The 15,186-nt window shown below is 65.4% G+C and carries 12 protein-coding genes; 2 read left to right on the forward strand and 10 right to left on the reverse strand.

Annotation, left to right across the window (positions count from 1 at the left end; translation table 11 throughout):
* Positions 1 to 70: 70 nt before the first annotated feature.
* From AACH55_RS02685 to AACH55_RS02695, 3 genes are all read right to left on the reverse strand, one after another.
* The gene (locus tag AACH55_RS02685) at positions 71 to 1,954 is read right to left on the reverse strand and encodes an AI-2E family transporter (RefSeq protein ID WP_338717867.1); all 1,884 of its coding nucleotides are present in this window, start codon (positions 1,952 to 1,954) and stop codon (positions 71 to 73) included.
* A 140-nt stretch (positions 1,955 to 2,094) separates the two neighbouring features.
* Entirely contained in the window at positions 2,095 to 2,487 is a 393-nt protein-coding gene (locus AACH55_RS02690) for a VOC family protein (protein ID WP_338717868.1), read from the reverse strand.
* A 21-nt stretch (positions 2,488 to 2,508) separates the two neighbouring features.
* The gene (locus AACH55_RS02695; protein WP_338717870.1) at positions 2,509 to 3,459 is read right to left on the reverse strand and encodes a LysR family transcriptional regulator; all 951 of its coding nucleotides are present in this window, start codon (positions 3,457 to 3,459) and stop codon (positions 2,509 to 2,511) included.
* Positions 3,460 to 3,587: 128 nt separating this feature from the next.
* On the opposite strand from AACH55_RS02695, the gene AACH55_RS02700 reads away from it, so the two are divergent.
* Positions 3,588 to 5,042 carry an MFS transporter gene (locus AACH55_RS02700; RefSeq protein WP_338717871.1) on the forward strand — a complete coding sequence of 485 codons (1,455 nt, stop codon included), beginning with the start codon at positions 3,588 to 3,590 and terminating at the stop codon, positions 5,040 to 5,042.
* An 84-nt stretch (positions 5,043 to 5,126) separates the two neighbouring features.
* On the opposite strand, the gene AACH55_RS02705 is transcribed toward AACH55_RS02700, so the two are convergent.
* Entirely contained in the window at positions 5,127 to 5,294 is a 168-nt protein-coding gene (locus tag AACH55_RS02705) for a hypothetical protein (protein WP_338717873.1), read from the reverse strand.
* 82 nt (positions 5,295 to 5,376) lie between these two features.
* Here AACH55_RS02705 and AACH55_RS02710 point away from each other — a divergent pair, with 82 nt between their 5' ends.
* Entirely contained in the window at positions 5,377 to 7,023 is a 1,647-nt protein-coding gene (locus AACH55_RS02710; RefSeq protein ID WP_338717875.1) for a methyl-accepting chemotaxis protein, read from the forward strand.
* Positions 7,024 to 7,066: 43 nt separating this feature from the next.
* On the opposite strand, the gene AACH55_RS02715 is transcribed toward AACH55_RS02710, so the two are convergent.
* From AACH55_RS02715 to AACH55_RS02740, 6 genes are all read right to left on the reverse strand, one after another.
* Entirely contained in the window at positions 7,067 to 8,404 is a 1,338-nt protein-coding gene (locus tag AACH55_RS02715; RefSeq protein WP_338717876.1) for a nitrate/sulfonate/bicarbonate ABC transporter ATP-binding protein, read from the reverse strand.
* A 14-nt stretch (positions 8,405 to 8,418) separates the two neighbouring features.
* Positions 8,419 to 10,167 carry an ABC transporter permease subunit gene (locus tag AACH55_RS02720; RefSeq protein WP_338717877.1) on the reverse strand — a complete coding sequence of 583 codons (1,749 nt, stop codon included), beginning with the start codon at positions 10,165 to 10,167 and terminating at the stop codon, positions 8,419 to 8,421.
* Positions 10,168 to 10,528: 361 nt separating this feature from the next.
* Positions 10,529 to 11,896 (reverse strand): MFS transporter, encoded by a 1,368-nt coding sequence (locus AACH55_RS02725; protein WP_338717878.1) that lies wholly within the window; start codon positions 11,894 to 11,896, stop codon positions 10,529 to 10,531.
* 78 nt (positions 11,897 to 11,974) lie between these two features.
* On the reverse strand, positions 11,975 to 12,199 hold the full coding sequence (locus AACH55_RS02730) for a DUF2783 domain-containing protein (protein WP_338717879.1): 225 nt from the start codon (positions 12,197 to 12,199) through the stop codon (positions 11,975 to 11,977).
* A gap of 37 nt (positions 12,200 to 12,236) precedes the next feature.
* Positions 12,237 to 13,982 carry an FAD-dependent oxidoreductase gene (locus AACH55_RS02735; RefSeq protein ID WP_338717880.1) on the reverse strand — a complete coding sequence of 582 codons (1,746 nt, stop codon included), beginning with the start codon at positions 13,980 to 13,982 and terminating at the stop codon, positions 12,237 to 12,239.
* A gap of 42 nt (positions 13,983 to 14,024) precedes the next feature.
* Positions 14,025 to 14,984 carry an MBL fold metallo-hydrolase gene (locus tag AACH55_RS02740; protein ID WP_338720153.1) on the reverse strand — a complete coding sequence of 320 codons (960 nt, stop codon included), beginning with the start codon at positions 14,982 to 14,984 and terminating at the stop codon, positions 14,025 to 14,027.
* Between the last annotated feature and the right edge of the window lie 202 nt (positions 14,985 to 15,186).

Below are 15,186 nucleotides of genomic sequence, written 5' to 3' on the forward strand. Positions count from 1 at the left end.
AAAAGCAAAACCGCCCGGTGCAAGCCGGGCGGTTTTTTTATTGTCCTGCGTTGGCGCCGGCTGTGTCGGCTCAGGTCTTGATGGCCGGCCGCATATGGGTGGACGCGAACGCCAGTCCTTCCTCGAAGGACGACAGCACCATGTCCACCTGCTCCTTCACGGTCGCAGCATCCACTTCTTCATTGAAGAAGGAAGGGCGGATCGTCACCAGCAGTGCATGCGGCAGGTCGGTGCGCAGGTTGCGTACCACGTCCAGCCAGGTCTCCAGCTTGTCGCGTTCCGGATAGACCAGAAACACGATGGAGACCAGCTGGCCCTTGCTGCTGTCGGGGGGCGTTTCTTCGAGCTGGTCGAAGGTCATGCTGCGGGCATCGATGCCGCTCACGCGCAGCGCATGCACCAGCAGTTCGGAGAGCAGGTCGTCGCGCTCCCGGCGCAGGCCGCCGCACAGCACCACTGAGCCTTGCGGCACGTCCAGCGAGCCCTGCCAGCGACCCAGGCGGGCCAGGCGCAGTTCGCGCAGATGTGCGCCCACGCCGCTGTTGAGCAGCGGCACTTCGCGGCGGCGGCGCAGGCTGCGCGGGGCGCCGGGGCTTTGCGTGAGCACTTCGGTCAGTTGTGAGATCGAGCGCAGCAAGCGGTCTTGCTGGGCAGCTTCGATGCGGCCATTGCGCAGGTCCAGTGCGGCCAGGGCCAGGCCGGGCAGCAGGATCTGGTCGCAGTACTTGGCAAAGCTCTGCTTTTGCAGATGGGCGCGGGCGGCGCGGATGATGGCTTCGGATTCACCGGCCAGCGCGCGCTGGTAGAAACGCTCGGCATGGCTCATATCCGGCGCTTCGCCCAGCAGGACCGTGATCGGCTCCAGGGCGGCCACGTGGCGTCCGGCCACGACCAGGCACAGCGTCAGCGGCGTGGACAGCAGCAGGCCGATCGGGCCCCACAGCGAGCCCCAGAACAGCGCCGAGACGATCACCGCCAGCGGCGACAACCCCGAGCTGTGGCCATAGACGCGCGGCTCGATGAAGTTGGAGACGATCACTTCCAGCCCCACGTAGAAGGCCAGGAAGGACAGCGCCAGCCACCAGCCCGGATCGATGGCGGCAATGAATACCGAGATCATCAGCCCCGAGGCCAGCGCGCCCAGGTAGGGTACGAAGCGCAGCACTCCGGCCAGCGTGCCCCACAGCACCGCGTGCGGTACTCCGCCGACGGCCAGCACGATCCCCATGGTCAGGCCGAACACCAGGTTGACCACGAACTGCGAAAAGAAGAAACGCGAGACCCCTTCGGCTGCATCGCCCAGGGCCTGCATGGTGCGGCTCATCTCGGTCAGTCCGGCCAGGCGGATCAGGCGTTCGCGCAGCGATTCCTGTTCCAGCAGGATGAACACCAGCAGCACCAGCACGATGCCGGCCTGGCCGATGGGCCCCCAGGCCAGTGCAAACAGGCGTCGCAGCGCACCGCGCACCGACATGCGGGTATCGGCTTCGGGGCTGGATGCTGCGGTGCTGGCGGCGGTCGCGGTGTGACTGTTCTTCTTGCCGCTGCGCGCGGTCTCCGGCAGCGGCTGCGGGATCACCGCCGTCAGTTCGGCTTCCAGCCGGGCGAAGGGACGTTCGGTCAGGGTGCGTACGCTCTCGATCTTGTCCTGGATGGCGTCACGATACTGCGGCAGGTCGCTGGTCACGCTGACCAGCTGGAAGGTCAGCACCACCGCCAGCGCCACCAGGCAGCCCCCGACGAGCAATACCGAGACCATCGCGGCCGCGGCGCGGTTCAGGCCCAGGACTTCGAGTTTGCGGACCAGCGGCAGGATGATGAGGCTGGCAATGCCGGCTACCGCCAGCGGTGCCAGGATGTCACGGCCGAAGTAGAACATGCCCAGCACGACGGCCGCACCGAGCAGGGTGGCTGAGCTCAGGCGCGAAAAAGCGGAAGTCTTGAGGTTTTGCATGGTGAGGATGGGGATGGCGCAGCAGGGCGGGAATGCAGCGCGAGTATAGCCGTTGCCCGTGCGCTGCGCTCGCCGCGTTTTGACGTTTTACTTCAGCATCGCCTGTCGGGCAGGCGGGCGGCGGCCAGCGCGCGGCAGGCTCAGCGGATCACTTCATATAACTCCAGAGGCAGCCCATCCGGGTCGGCGAAGAAGGTGAAGCGCCGGCCGGTGTATTCGTCCACGCGGATATCTTCCACGGCCACGCCCCGGGCTTCCAGTTCGGCCTTGCTGGCGGCGACGTCGGCTACCGCCAGGGACAGGTGGCGCAGGCCGCAGGCTTCCGGGCGCGATGGCCGCACCGGTGGCGCCGGGAAGGAGAACAGTTCGATCTGGCTGCCGTCGGGCAGGCCCAGGTCCAGCTTCCAGGAGTCGCGCGCCTGGCGGTAATGCTCGGCGATCACGCGCAGTCCCAGCAGGTCGACGTAGAAAGCTTTGGAGACGGCATAGTCGGAACAGATGACGGCCACGTGATGGATGCCTTGCAGTTGCATGGAAGTCTTTCAGAAAAAGGTTCAGCCGGGACGGCCCTTGGGCCCGAGCCTGGTCAGTCCGGCACACACGGCACGCACCTTGCTGCGCAGCCAGCGATGGGCCGGGTCCATCTCCACCCGGGGATGCCACATCAGCGCGACGATGATGGGATCGGTGGGCACCGGCAGTTCGAACAGATGGATGCCGGAGGCGCTGCCATCCTTGCGCGGTGCGCCGGCCGTGGTCAGGAAGGAATAGGGCACCATGGTCACCAGGTCAGAAGTGCGCACCACCGCCAGCGCGCCGGGGAAACTCGGCACCACCGCCACCACCTTGCGTGTGAGGCCACGTGCGGCCAACGCCGCATCGAGCGGACTGTTGCGGTCGCCGCGCGGCGAGGCACTCACGTGTTCGTAGGCGCAATAGCGCTCCGCGCTCACCCGCCGCAAGGCCGCCAGCGGATGCCCGATGCGCACCGCGCCCACGAAGCGGTCGCGGAACAGCGTCTGCAGTCTCACCTCCGGTCCCATCTCGCTGGCCACGCCGATTTCCAGGTCGGCACTGCCTTCGCGCAGCGGCAGGGGACTGCGTTCCATCTTGGGGGCGAAGCGCAGCCGCACCAGTGGGGCCTCGGCGGTGACGGCGCCGATGAGCGCGGCGCCGCAGGCTTCGATGAAACCTTCGTTGGCGCGCAGGGTGAAGTCGCGCTCCAGCCGCGCCAGGTCCAGTTCCGGCACCGAGGGACGCAAGACCGAACGCGCTTCGTGCACGACGTTGCGCACGCGCTCGCGCAGCGCCTCGGCGCAAGGAGTGAGCACCATCTGCCGCCCCGCACGCACCAGCAAAGGATCGCCGGTGGCCAGGCGCAGCCGCGTGAGCGTGCGGCTCATGGCCGAGGCGCTCAGGCCCAGCCGGCGCGCGGCGCCCGCCACGCTGGCTTCGGCGATGAGGGCATCGAGGGCGATCAACAGGTTGAGGTCGGTATCGGGCATGGCGCATCCTAGCATGTGTTTTCAGACATGGCGTCTGATGCAATTATCCAATGCAAGCCGTGCGTCTTCCGCCTCGTCTCATGGCTGGCTATAGTGAAGACCTGATCCGATCTTCCCAAGCGATTCCCATGGAACTCTTTTCCGACCTGCCCGGCGACGAAGGCCTGCCGGGCGTGCAGCGCCGCCGCGCCATGCTGGCCGTGATGATGGCCACCACCATGGCCGTGTTCGACGGCACCATCATCAACGTGGCCCTGCCCCAGATCAGCCTGGCCCTGCAGACCTCGGCCGCCGCCTCGGTGTGGGTGGCCAATGCCTACCTGCTGGCGACCGCCATGACGCTGGCCGCCTTTGCCGCCCTGTCTGCGCGGCTGGGTTTCCGCACCCAGTTCACGGCCGGGCTGGCGGTGTTCACGCTGGCCTCGCTGGGCTGTGCGCTGTCGCGCTCGGTGGATGTGCTCATCGCCATGCGCGTCCTGCAGGGACTGGGCGGGGCGGCCATGCTCAGCATTGCGCCGGCGATCCATCGCACCGTCTTTCCCAACCGCCTGCTGGGCCGCATCCTCGGCCTCAATGCCGTGCTGGTGGCGGCCAGCACGGCCATCGGCCCGGTGCTGGGCGGCACCTTGCTGGCGGCCCTCGGTTGGGAGTGGATCTTCCTCATCAACGTGCCGCTGGGCGTGATCGCGGTACTGCTGTCCTGGAGCGCCATTCCGCAAACGCGCCAACCGGCGCGCGCACCCTTCGACGTGGCCGGTGCGCTGTGGTCGGCGCTGGCCATGGGCGCGCTCATCATGGCGGCCGATACCTGTGCGCGCTTTGCCGAACCCGGCCAGAGCGCGCATGCCGCGCTGCTGGCGTCGGGCTACGCGGCCGTGGCCGTGCTGGCCGCACTGGCCTTCGTGCGCGGACAGCGCCGCGTGTCCGAGCCCCTGTTGCCGCTGGATATCTTTGCCAATGCCCGTTTCTCGCTGGCCGCACTGACTTCGCTGGTTTCCTTCGTGGGCCAGGGTATCGCTTTCGTGGCCTTGCCCTTCCTGTTCCAGAATGCGTATGGCTATACCGCCTTCGAATCGGCGGCGCTCTTTACCCCGTGGCCGCTGGGCATCGTGCTGGTGGCCCCGCATGCCGGCCGCCTGGCCGACCGCCATTCTGCGGCGCTGCTCTCGAGCCTGGGTCTGGCGCTCTTTACCGTCGGGCTGGGCTTGCTGGCCTTGCTGCCCGATCACGCCCAGGCCTGGGACATCGGCTGGCGCGCGTTGGTGTGCGGCATGGGCTTCGGTTTCTTCCAGAGTCCCAACAACCGCGAGATGCTCTCCAACGTGACGCGTGAACGCAGCGGCAATGCCTCGGGCGTGCTGGCCATCATGCGGACCTTCGGCCAGTGCCTGGGCGCAGCACTGCTGGGGACGGTCCTGGCGATCTGCACCGCCGCTGCGGTGGCGCAAGGCGAAGTGCAGATGAGCCCGACCCAGGATGGCGAGGCGATCCGTATCGCACTGTGGGTTGCGGTAGTGGCAACGGCACTGGCCACGGCGGTCAGCGCCAGCCGGTTGCGGCGTCAGGCGCAACCGGCCGCCTGATCAGTGTTTGCCGGCCATGGTGCAGAAAACGTCAACTTGGCCTGAGCTCATCATTAACGTGAATGTACGCAGAATGGTAACTTTTTAGTGAAGTGGTAAATCCTCGCTGATCGTCGCTTTGTCAAGGCCGGCGGGAGCATACACTGCTGCTTCCTTGCCGGCGTGTCGACTGCCGCAAAGGGACATCACAATCACAATAGCGCCCCTTTCGATCTCATTTTCCTCGCCTGGCTCAACAAGCAGGCGGGTCATGCAGTCCGCCCGCGCAGGTTTCGACCAACTCTCTCCGGCTTCACCTTCCATCGGCCGGGGGATACGCTAAGGGGTCAGTACTATGGGCAAGCTGAAAGTCGTGACCAGACTGGCGTTGGGCTTCGGCCTGATTCTGGTGTTTCTGCTGGGCATTTCCGTGTTGGGCATGATGGGCATGTCGCGCGTCAACGATGCACTCACCGACATCAGTGCCGTCAACAATGCTGAAACCAAGCTGGTCACCACCTTGCGGGTGGCGCTGAGCCAGCGTGCCATCGCCATTCGCAACATCGCTCTGCTGGACGATCAGGAAGGCATGCGCGTGGAATCGCAGACGCTGGCGCGCCAGGAAAAAATCTACGCCGACGCCCTGGTGGCGCTGGACAAGATGTTCACCACCGAGGCCGCTACCACCGAGCGCGAGAAGCAGTTGCTGGCCCAGATCAAGAACGATGAAGCTGCGACCGTACCGCTGATGGCCAAGGCCTTGCAGTTGGGACTGGACAACAAGCCGCTCGATGCCGTCAAGGTGCTCCTCACCGAGGTACGACCCAAGCAGCAGGCCTGGATCAAGTCGCTCACCGAGCTGGCCGACTTCGAAGACCAGCTCAACGATGAAGCCGCTGCCAGTGCCCGCAGCACCTATGCATGGCTGCGTACCATCATGCTCAGCGCCGCCGCATTGGCGCTGCTGGTGGGCGTGGCAGCCTCGGCGATGATTGCGCGCAGTATCCTGAGCCAGCTCGGTGCCGAACCTTCCGAAGCCCAGGCCATCGCGCGCGAGATTGCGGCGGGCGACCTCACCGCCACCGTGCGCCTGCGTGACGGTGACGGCTCCAGCCTGATGGCTTCCATCGAGCAGATGCGTTACCAGTTGAACGTGATCGCGCACGGCATCAAGTCGGCGGCCGAGACCATTTCCGTGGCCAGCGGGCAGATCGCGCAGGGCAACTTCGATCTCTCGCAACGCACCGAAGAACAGGCCGCTTCGCTGGAAGAAACCGCCGCCAGCATGGAAGAGCTGACCACCACCGTGCGCCAGAACACCGAGCACGCCGCCGAAGCGCTGCGCCTGTCGGGCGGCGCCGCACAGACCGCCAGCAGCGGCAGTGCCGCCTTCGACCGGGTGGTCTCGACGATGGATAAAATCTCGGCCAGCTCGGGCAAGATGGCCGACATCATCGGCGTGATCGAAGGCATCGCCTTCCAGACCAATATCCTGGCCTTGAACGCGGCGGTGGAAGCGGCGCGCGCCGGGGAGCAGGGGCGTGGTTTTGCGGTGGTGGCGTCGGAAGTGCGTTCACTGGCGCAGCGCAGCGCGGTGGCCTCCAAGGAGATCAAGGACCTGATCGGTGAATCGATGTCGCACGTCAGCGCGGGCTCGGAACTGGTCGCCAATGCGGGCCACCAGATGACCGAGATCGTGGCCTCGGTGCAGCGCTTCGGCGAGATCATGAACAATATCGCCTCGGCCACCCAGGAGCAGGGCAGCGGCATCGAACAGATCAACACCGCCATCGTGCAGATGGATCAGGTGACCCAGCAGAATGCGGCGCTGGTGGAACAAGCCAGTGCGGCAGCACAGTCGCTGTCGCAGCAGGCCCTGGGGTTGCTGAAGGTGGTCTCGGTCTTCAAGATCCGCCAGGATGCCTCGACCGTGGTCAACGCCAGCCATGCGATGACGGCCCCGCCGGGCTTGCAGGGCGCGCCCCTGGCGGCCCTGCACTGAATCAGCCTCAGCCTCAGCCTCAGCCGCTCCAGTGCCGGGGCGCTCAGCCCTGGGCGCCGTCTTCGTCGTCTTCGTCCTTGGGTACGAACACCATGCCGCTCTTGGCGTTGTAGTCCATGAGACCGGCATAGCGGCCCCAGGCGATCATGGTCTCGAAGGTCTTTTCCGGATTGTCATAGGGCAGGGCGCTGCCGATGTCTTTCAACACACGCTCGGCCTCGATCTCCTCGGCCTCGCCCAGCACCGCCAGGATGATGTGGAAGATGCGCAGCTTGTAGACCTGCTCGGCGAAGATGGCGCGCTGGCCCTTGCGGTCGGCGGCCACGAAGCGGCGGCCCAGGTCGGTCAGGTAGACCTCCTGCTTGGGGGTATCCACCAGCTCCAGGATTTCGGCGGCCTTGACGGTGGCGATGGTCTCGCCGAATTCCTTGCCGATCTCGTCGGAGATATCGTAGATGTTGTTCAGTTCCGGCTCGTCCTGCAGCAGACTCATCAGGCCCAGGATCTGGCCCACCGGGATCAGCGGGATGGATTCCATGCGCTTGCGCCCGCGCGAGATCGGCTCGCCGGGGACGTGCGTTTCCGGCGGCAGGTCGGGCAGCGAGAGCGTGGTGATGGCTTCGTGGATGATGTTGACCAGGCGCTGGAATTCCGGGCTCTTGGAATCGCGCGGATAGGGCAGCGGATTCTCCAGCACCAGCCCCAGCCGGCCCGGACGAGGGAACACCACGACGATGCGGGTGGCCATCTCCACCGCTTCCTCGATGTTGTGGGTGACCATGAAGATCGAGGTCAGGCCGCTGTCCGGCGCGCGCCACAGGCTGATGAGTTCCTGACGCAGGTTCTCTGCGGTCAGCACGTCCAGGGCGCTGAAGGCTTCGTCCAGACACAAGAGTTTGGGCTTGGACACCAGCGCCCGCGCAATGCCCACGCGCTGGCGCATGCCGCCCGATAGCTCGCGCGGATAGGCGCTGTGGTAGTTGCCCAGGCCGATCAGTTCGATGGCGCGGTCCACGGCCGCATCGCGTTCTTCGCGGGTCGGGTTGTGCGACATCAGACCCACCGCCACATTCTGTTCCACCGTCAGCCACGGATAGAGCGCAAAGGTCTGGAACACCACCGAGGCATCGCGGTTGACGCCGTTGAGCTGTTTGCCGCCGGCCATGGTGTGGCCCGAGCTGGGTTCCACCAGCCCGGTCAGGCAGCGCAGGATGGTCGACTTGCCCGAACCGGACTGGCCCAGCAGGGCCAGCAGTTCGCCTTCATGCACGGCCAGGTCGATGTTGTCCAGCACCTTGAGCTCGTGGCCGCCGGCGGTATTGTAGGATTTGCTGACCGCGCACAGTTCGGCGACGGCAGGGCGTTGTTGCGAGGTAGTCATGGCTTGGCTCACGGTCAATCGAGGCGGAAACGGCGTTCGGCGAAGGCATACAGGCGACGCCAGACAAACTTGTTCATCAGCACGACGAACATCGACATCACGCCGATGCTGGCGATGATGAGCGGCGTGTCACCGGACTTGGTGACCGCCGAAATATAGGCACCCAGGCCATCGGCCTTGAGCGAGACGTCGCCCCAGCTGGCCAGTTCGGCCACGATGGAGGCGTTCCAGGCACCGCCCGCAGCAGTACATGCACCGGTCACCCAGAACGGGAAGATGGCCGGCAGGATCAGCGTCTTCCACAGGTTCCAGCGCGACAGGCCATACATGCGGGCGGCTTCCTTCAAATCATTGGGAATGGCCATGGCACCGGCGATCACGTTGAAGAGGATGTACCACTGCGTGCCCATGGCGATCAACAGGATGCTGCCCCAGTTCATGCTGACATTGGCCGCCACGAACCAGCCCACCACCAGCGGGAAGGTCATGTTGACCGGGAAGGAAGCGCCGATCTGCGCCAGCGGCTGGGCGAAGCGGGCGATGTGCGGCTTGGAGCCGATCCACACGCCCACCGGCGTCCAGATCAGGGTGGCCACCACCGTCATGGCCAGCACCCGCAGCAGCGTCAGGAAACCCAGCCAGACGATGTGGCCGAACAGGCTCCAGCTCATGGCCCCGTGCAGTGCATCGATGGCCGCCACCAGTCCGCGCAGGGCTTCGAAGATCAGCAGGGCGCAGAGGGCGCCGGTGAGCAGGCGCCTGGTCCAGCGTTCGCGGGTGATGCGGGCCGGTGTCGGTGCGGCCGGGGTGCCGGCCGGGCGGCGGCGCGCCAGCCAGTCGCCCAGCGGCAGCCAGACTTTTTCATCGAGCCAGGTGAAGACGTAGGAGCCGCGCAGCAGGTCATAGACCCAGGAGGTCGGCGGCGAGGTCGATTCGGTCAGTTCGATCTTGAACTTGTCGGCCCAGGCCAGCAGCGGCCGCCAGACCAGCTGGTCACTCACCAGGATCAGCGCCAGCATGGCGATGACCGCCCACAGCGCCGCCGTGTGGTCGCCCTGGTCGATGGCCTGCGCCATGTAGGAGCCCAGGCCGGGCAGCTTCAGATCCTTGTTCATGACGCTGATGGCTTCGCTCTGGGCCACGAAGAACCAGCCGCCGCCAAAGGACATCATCGAGTTCCAGATCAGGCTGTGCGCCGAGGCCGGCAACTCCACCGTGCGAAAGCGCTGCCAGGCGGTCAGGCGATAGGTGGTGGCGGCTTCCTGCATGTCGGTCGGGATGGTGACCATGGAGTGATAGAAACCGAAGGCCATGTTCCACACCTGACCAGTGAAGATGGCAAAGATGGCCGCACATTCCACGCCCATCAGACTCCCCGGGAACAGCGCCATGAAGCCGGTCACGGTGGCCGAGAGGAAGCCCAGCACCGGCACCGATTGCAGGATGTCCAGCGCGGGCAGGATCAGGGCGCGGGCGCGGCGGCTCTTGGCGGCCAGGTAGCCGGTGCCGATGGCAAAGAACAGGGAGAAGGCGAAGGCGATCCACATGCGCAAGAGCGTGCGTCCGGCGTAATAGGGGATCATGGCCGGCGAGCTGTCGACCTCCAGCTGGTCGGACGGGTCGAAGTGGACCAGCATGCCCTTGCCGAAGTGCAGGGCGCTCCACAGCAGGCCGAACAGCACCGCCAGCACCAGCGCATCGATCCAGCCGAAGCCAGGCTTGACTTCTTCATAGGCCGTCAGTTGCGGCGAGGTGGTCTTCATTTTCATGTCGGCGAGGCAGAATGGCAGTAGCGGCGGTAGTGGCGGTATTGGCTGGGCAAGCAGTGGTCAGGCTGGCGCGGACCGGTCATGCGCGATCCCTCAGATCGTCGGATCCGGCGCCCCAAGACCGGCGGCGCAACTGTAACAAGGAATTCTGACAGTTTGTTGACCTGCTTGCCGTAGCGCGACATTGGCTTCTTTATCTGAAGCAATCAAGCTGGGCGCTTAACGCGCGGCAGTGAATTCTGGCTGACGCGCCATCAAGACGATCCGCATCGTATCGACAGCGGGACGCGCAGGCATGAAAAAAGCCGCCCTGCAAAGACAGGGCGGCTTGGCGCACACGGCAGAGCGCGCGTGTTCAGGCCGGAGGGGGCATTCCTGCTGGCGCAGCCTTGCGCGGAATCAGCGCCCACATCGTCAGGCCACTGAGCAGCAGCAAGCCGGCCAGGATATAGAGCGCGATATCGATGTTGCCGGTCCGCGTCTTGACCAGGCCGATCAACCACGGGCTGACGATGCCGCTGGTGATGCCCACGCTGGAGATGAAGGCGATGCCCGGCGCGATGGTCTGGGCCGGCAGCAGCCCGGGCGGCAGTGACCAGAAGATCGGCAGGGCGGCAAAGATCAGCACTGCCGCAATCGACAGCAGCCCCAGCGAGACGGCCAGGCTGGAAGGATGCAGGGTCAGCGCCGCCAGCGCCAGGGCGCCACCGGTGGTGCAGGCCAGGAAGTGGCCGTGGCGCTCGTTGCGGCGGTCCGAACGGCGGGCAATGAGAATCAGGCCGATGGCGCCGATGGCATTGGGGATCACCGTATAGAGCGAGACCTGCACCACGTCCTTGATGCCAAAGTCACGAATCATCAACGGCATCCAGAAGTTCAGCGTCAGCGAACCGCAGGTCAGCGCAAAGTAGATGAAGGCGAACAGGTAAGTCGGCCGATGCGACAGCGCCTGCCGCAGCGCCGCCAGCGAATGGGCGCTTACCTGGTGGGTACGCTGTGCTTCCTCGCTCTGGCGCGCCAGCAGGAAGCGGCGCTCCTGCGCAGTGAGCCACCTGGCCTGGGCCGGGCCATCGTCCAGCAGGAAGATCACCAGCACGCCCAGCACCACCGCCGGTGCGCCTTCGATGGCGAACATCCACTGCCAGCCATACAGTCCCATGACCCCGGCCATGTCGCGCATGATCCAGCCCGAGACCAGTCCGCCCAGCACACCGGCCACCGCCACGCCGGCAAAGAAGATCGCCATGACGGCCGCACGCCGCCGCGCCGGGAACCAGTAGCTGAGATAGAGCACGATGCCGGGGAAGAAGCCGGCCTCGAACACCCCCAGCAGGAAGCGCAGGACGTAGAAGTGCGTGGCATCGGTGACGGCCATCATGCCCACCGAGGCCAGGCCCCACAGCACCATGATGCGCGAGAAGGTGCGACGTGCGCCAAAGCGTGCCAGCAGCATGTTGCTGGGTACTTCACAGAGCACGTAGCCGACATAGAAGACGGCCGCGCCCAGGCCATACATGGCGTCGCTGAAGCCGAGGTCGTGCTTCATCTGCAACTGGGCGAAGCCGATGTTGATGCGGTCCAGGAAGGAGACCACGTAGCAGATGAAGAGGAAGGGAATGATGCGCAGCCAGACCTTGCGATAGATCGCGTCTTCGGCTGCTTCGCTCAGGTCGAGCGCAGAAGGGGCGGCCAGCGTACCGGCGCCCGGGGATGGGGTCTGCATGAATGTCTCCGTTGGGTAGGCGCCTGTGGCGGCGCTCTTGTGGATGTCGGGTGGATGTCGATGAAGGATCGGGCAGGTTCAGGCCGCTTCGGCCAGCGCCGCGCAGGCCGGGGCAAGCCCGGCGCGCGCGCGCTGCATGGCCTCGATCAGCACCTCGTGGTCACCGATGTGATTGCACAGCAGCAGGATCAGGCGCGCATTGACGTCCTGGCTGGCGGCATCGTCCAGGCCGCGATGCATGTCGATCAGGGCTTCATAGAAGTCATCCGGGTGCGCCAGATTGGGGGCGGTGTTCAGGCTCATGGTGTCTCCTCGGAGAAAGGGCTGGTGGGTGTTCTGCTCAGGCAGCGTGGGGCACGGGCGTGGCCAGTTCGCCTTGCGCGTGACCGGTTGCGCGCTGCAGGGCGGCGGCCAGCGCTGTCGGGTTGACCGCACGCCAGCCTGCGCAGAGGTGCTGGTCGGGCCGGACCAGATAGCAGGTGAAGGGCTGCCCGTCGTAGCGCTGCGCGGCCAGGCCCTCGATGTCCTGCAGCTGGCGCGCGTCATGGCCCAAGGTCGCCAGTACGTCGCGGTCCTGTGCCGTGCTCGCGGTACTGCTGACGAACAGCAGGCGCAGCGGCACGCTGCCCTTTGCCATTGATTGCAGTGCCTGCAGTTGGACGGCGGGCAACGCGGCGGGGGCGGCGAAGATCATGAACACGAACTGGTCGCCCAGGTGCTGCAGCAGCCAGCCTCGGCCGGCGTCGCCTTGTACCGGCGCATCGGTGCAGGGCGCACCTGCCTGCATGGCACCGCTGAAGGGACCGTCGTAGGCGGTGTTCAGGGGCGAGCCGTGCAGCGTTGCCGGCAGCGACAGGCGGCCGCTGTTGACCAGTCTGCGTGCGAAGGTATATTCGCGGGCCAGACCCAGCACGGCATCGCGGAAGCATTTGCTGACGGCACTCTTGGGTGTGATGAAGTCGGTGGAACGGGTGGAATTGAGCAGGTTCTCGTCGGCTGCGTATTCGCGCTCGCTGCCGTAGGTATCCAGCAGGCTCTCCGGGGCCTTGCCCTGCAGGACGTAGGCCAGCTTCCAGGCCAGGTTCTCGGCATCCTGCACGCCGCTGTTGGCGCCGCGCGCACCGAAGGGCGAGACGCAATGCGCGGCATCGCCCACGAACAGCACCCGGCCATGACGGAAGCGATCCATGCGCACGCAGGAGAAGGTGTAGACGCTGACCCACTCCAGCGTGAACTTCGCATCCTTGCCCAGCAGTGCCTGCACGCGCGGGATCACGCGTTCGGGCGTCTTTTCCAGGACCGGATCGGCGTCCCAGCCGAGCTGGAAATCGATGCGCCACACATCATCGGGCTGGCGGTGCAGCAGCACCGACTGGTTGGGGTGGAAAGGCGGATCGAACCAGAACCAGCGCTCGGCCGGGAAGGGCGCTTCCATCTTGACGTCGGCAATGAGGAAGCGGTCGCGGAAGGTATGGCCTACGCTTTCCAGTCCCATCATCTTGCGCAAGGGGCTGCGCGAACCATCGGCGGCTACCACGTAGCTTGCCTTGAGGGGATAGCTGCCCTCGGGCGTGTCGATCGTCAGCACCTCATGTTCACCGTGATGGATGATGGCGCTGACCTTGTTCTTCCAGCGTACTTCGATCAGTTCGTGCTGCTGCGCCTGCTCCAGCAGATAGCCTTCCAGATAGTACTGCTGCAGGTTGATGAAGGCGGGCCGGGCGTGGCCGCTCTCGGGCAGCAGGTCGAATTCGTAGATGGCTTGGTCGCGCAGGAACACCTTGCCGCGGTTCCAGCCCACGCCCTTGTCCACCATGCGCTGGCCGCAGCCGATGCGGTCGAAGATGTCCAGCGTGCGCTTGGCAAAGCAGATCGCACGCGAGCCCACGGAAAGGGCGTCGTCATCGTCCACGACCACGACGCGGATGCCCTGGCGGGCCAGGTCGATGGCCGTCACCAGACCGACCGGGCCGGCGCCGATGACCACCACCGGATGCACGGCCGCTTCCTCGGGACGGGTTTGTTCCAGGCAGGCCTGGTAGGCGAAACGGTGCTGCTGGTAATCGATGGCTGGGTTGTTGTTCATCTGTAGTCTCCTCGCTCTCTTCGTCGTTCTTGTGGTGGCGGGTCAGGCTTGCAGCGCCGCCCACATTTCCTTGTCGCGCTCGGCCGTCCAGATGCGCGGGTGGACGATGCCGGAGGCTTCGTCATAGGCCCGCGTGACGTCGAAGGGCAGGCAATGTTCGTAGATGAAGACCTGGCCGAACCTGGGGTCCATCAGCTTGCGCGTGTGGGCCATGGCTTCCTTCAGGCCCATCCTGGCGGCCACCGCTTCGCGGCCGGCACGCAGCAGGGTGGAGACGAAATCCTTGGTATAGGCGATGCCCTGCTCGACTTGCGCGCGCCCTTGCAGCGCAGGTCCACGGCCGGGTACCAGCGCTTCCGGTTGCAGCGCGGCCAGGGCATCGAGCGTGGCCGGCCAGGATTCCAGCTGGGCGTCGCCGCAGTAGCAGGCGGCGTCGTATTCCACCAGGTCGCCCGAGAACAGCACCTTCTGCTCAGGGATCCACACCACCGTATCGCCCTTGGTGTGGCCGGCGCCGAGATGGGCGATCTTCACTTCCAGCTTGCCCATGAAGAGCGTCATTTCCTTCTCGAACACCATGGTCGGCCAGGTCAGGCCGGGCACCGTATCCACCCCGGCAAAGAGGCGCGGGAAACGCTCGATCTCGGATTTCATGTCGGCTTCGCCACGCTCGACGATCATTTCGTAGGTGCCCTGGCTGGCGATGATCTGCTCGCCGCCTTCCTTGAAATACGCCGAGGCGCCCAGCACGCGCACGGCGTGGTAGTGCGTCAGCACCACGTACTTGATGGGCAGGTCGGTGACGCTGCGGATGCGCGCGATCAGGTCCTGCGCCATCGCCGGGGTGGCGGTGGTGTCGATGACCATCACGCTGTCGTCGCCGATGATCACGCCGGAATTGGGATCGCCCTCGGCGGTGTACGCATAGGCGTTTTCCGAGATGCGTTCAAAGGTGATTTTCTTGGCGTCGAGATCCGCCTGGGATGCAAAAGCCTTGGCCATGTCTGCCTCGTTCAATGTCAGATGGGTGGGGACGCGGCTGGACATGGCGTGTGCCATCGGGGGAGGTCTCCGTCCAACCCGTCGTGAATCAATGCGGGTCAAATCGTGTTGTTGTCGCCTGCAATGAGCAGGTTGATCGCATCTTAGTCAGCGCGATTTGATTAGTCAATATCAAATATGCTTGTTAACGATTAATTGACGT

The organism is Herbaspirillum sp. DW155, from assembly GCF_037076565.1.
Taxonomy (GTDB): Bacteria; Pseudomonadota; Gammaproteobacteria; order Burkholderiales; family Burkholderiaceae_D; genus Herbaspirillum.

Bases quoted from the DNA above. Each gene is read 5' to 3' on its own strand.
- AACH55_RS02685 (WP_338717867.1), bottom strand. From the start codon at position 1,954: ATGCAAAACCTCAAGACTTCCGCTTTTTCGCGCCTGAGCTCAGCCACC.
- AACH55_RS02690 (WP_338717868.1), bottom strand. From the start codon at position 2,487: ATGCAACTGCAAGGCATCCATCACGTGGCCGTCATCTGTTCCGACTAT.
- AACH55_RS02695 (WP_338717870.1), bottom strand. From the start codon at position 3,459: ATGCCCGATACCGACCTCAACCTGTTGATCGCCCTCGATGCCCTCATC.
- AACH55_RS02700 (WP_338717871.1), top strand. From the start codon at position 3,588: ATGGAACTCTTTTCCGACCTGCCCGGCGACGAAGGCCTGCCGGGCGTG.
- AACH55_RS02705 (WP_338717873.1), bottom strand. From the start codon at position 5,294: ATGACCCGCCTGCTTGTTGAGCCAGGCGAGGAAAATGAGATCGAAAGG.
- AACH55_RS02710 (WP_338717875.1), top strand. From the start codon at position 5,377: ATGGGCAAGCTGAAAGTCGTGACCAGACTGGCGTTGGGCTTCGGCCTG.
- AACH55_RS02715 (WP_338717876.1), bottom strand. From the start codon at position 8,404: ATGACTACCTCGCAACAACGCCCTGCCGTCGCCGAACTGTGCGCGGTC.
- AACH55_RS02720 (WP_338717877.1), bottom strand. From the start codon at position 10,167: ATGAAGACCACCTCGCCGCAACTGACGGCCTATGAAGAAGTCAAGCCT.
- AACH55_RS02725 (WP_338717878.1), bottom strand. From the start codon at position 11,896: ATGCAGACCCCATCCCCGGGCGCCGGTACGCTGGCCGCCCCTTCTGCG.
- AACH55_RS02730 (WP_338717879.1), bottom strand. From the start codon at position 12,199: ATGAGCCTGAACACCGCCCCCAATCTGGCGCACCCGGATGACTTCTAT.
- AACH55_RS02735 (WP_338717880.1), bottom strand. From the start codon at position 13,982: ATGAACAACAACCCAGCCATCGATTACCAGCAGCACCGTTTCGCCTAC.
- AACH55_RS02740 (WP_338720153.1), bottom strand. From the start codon at position 14,984: ATGGCCAAGGCTTTTGCATCCCAGGCGGATCTCGACGCCAAGAAAATC.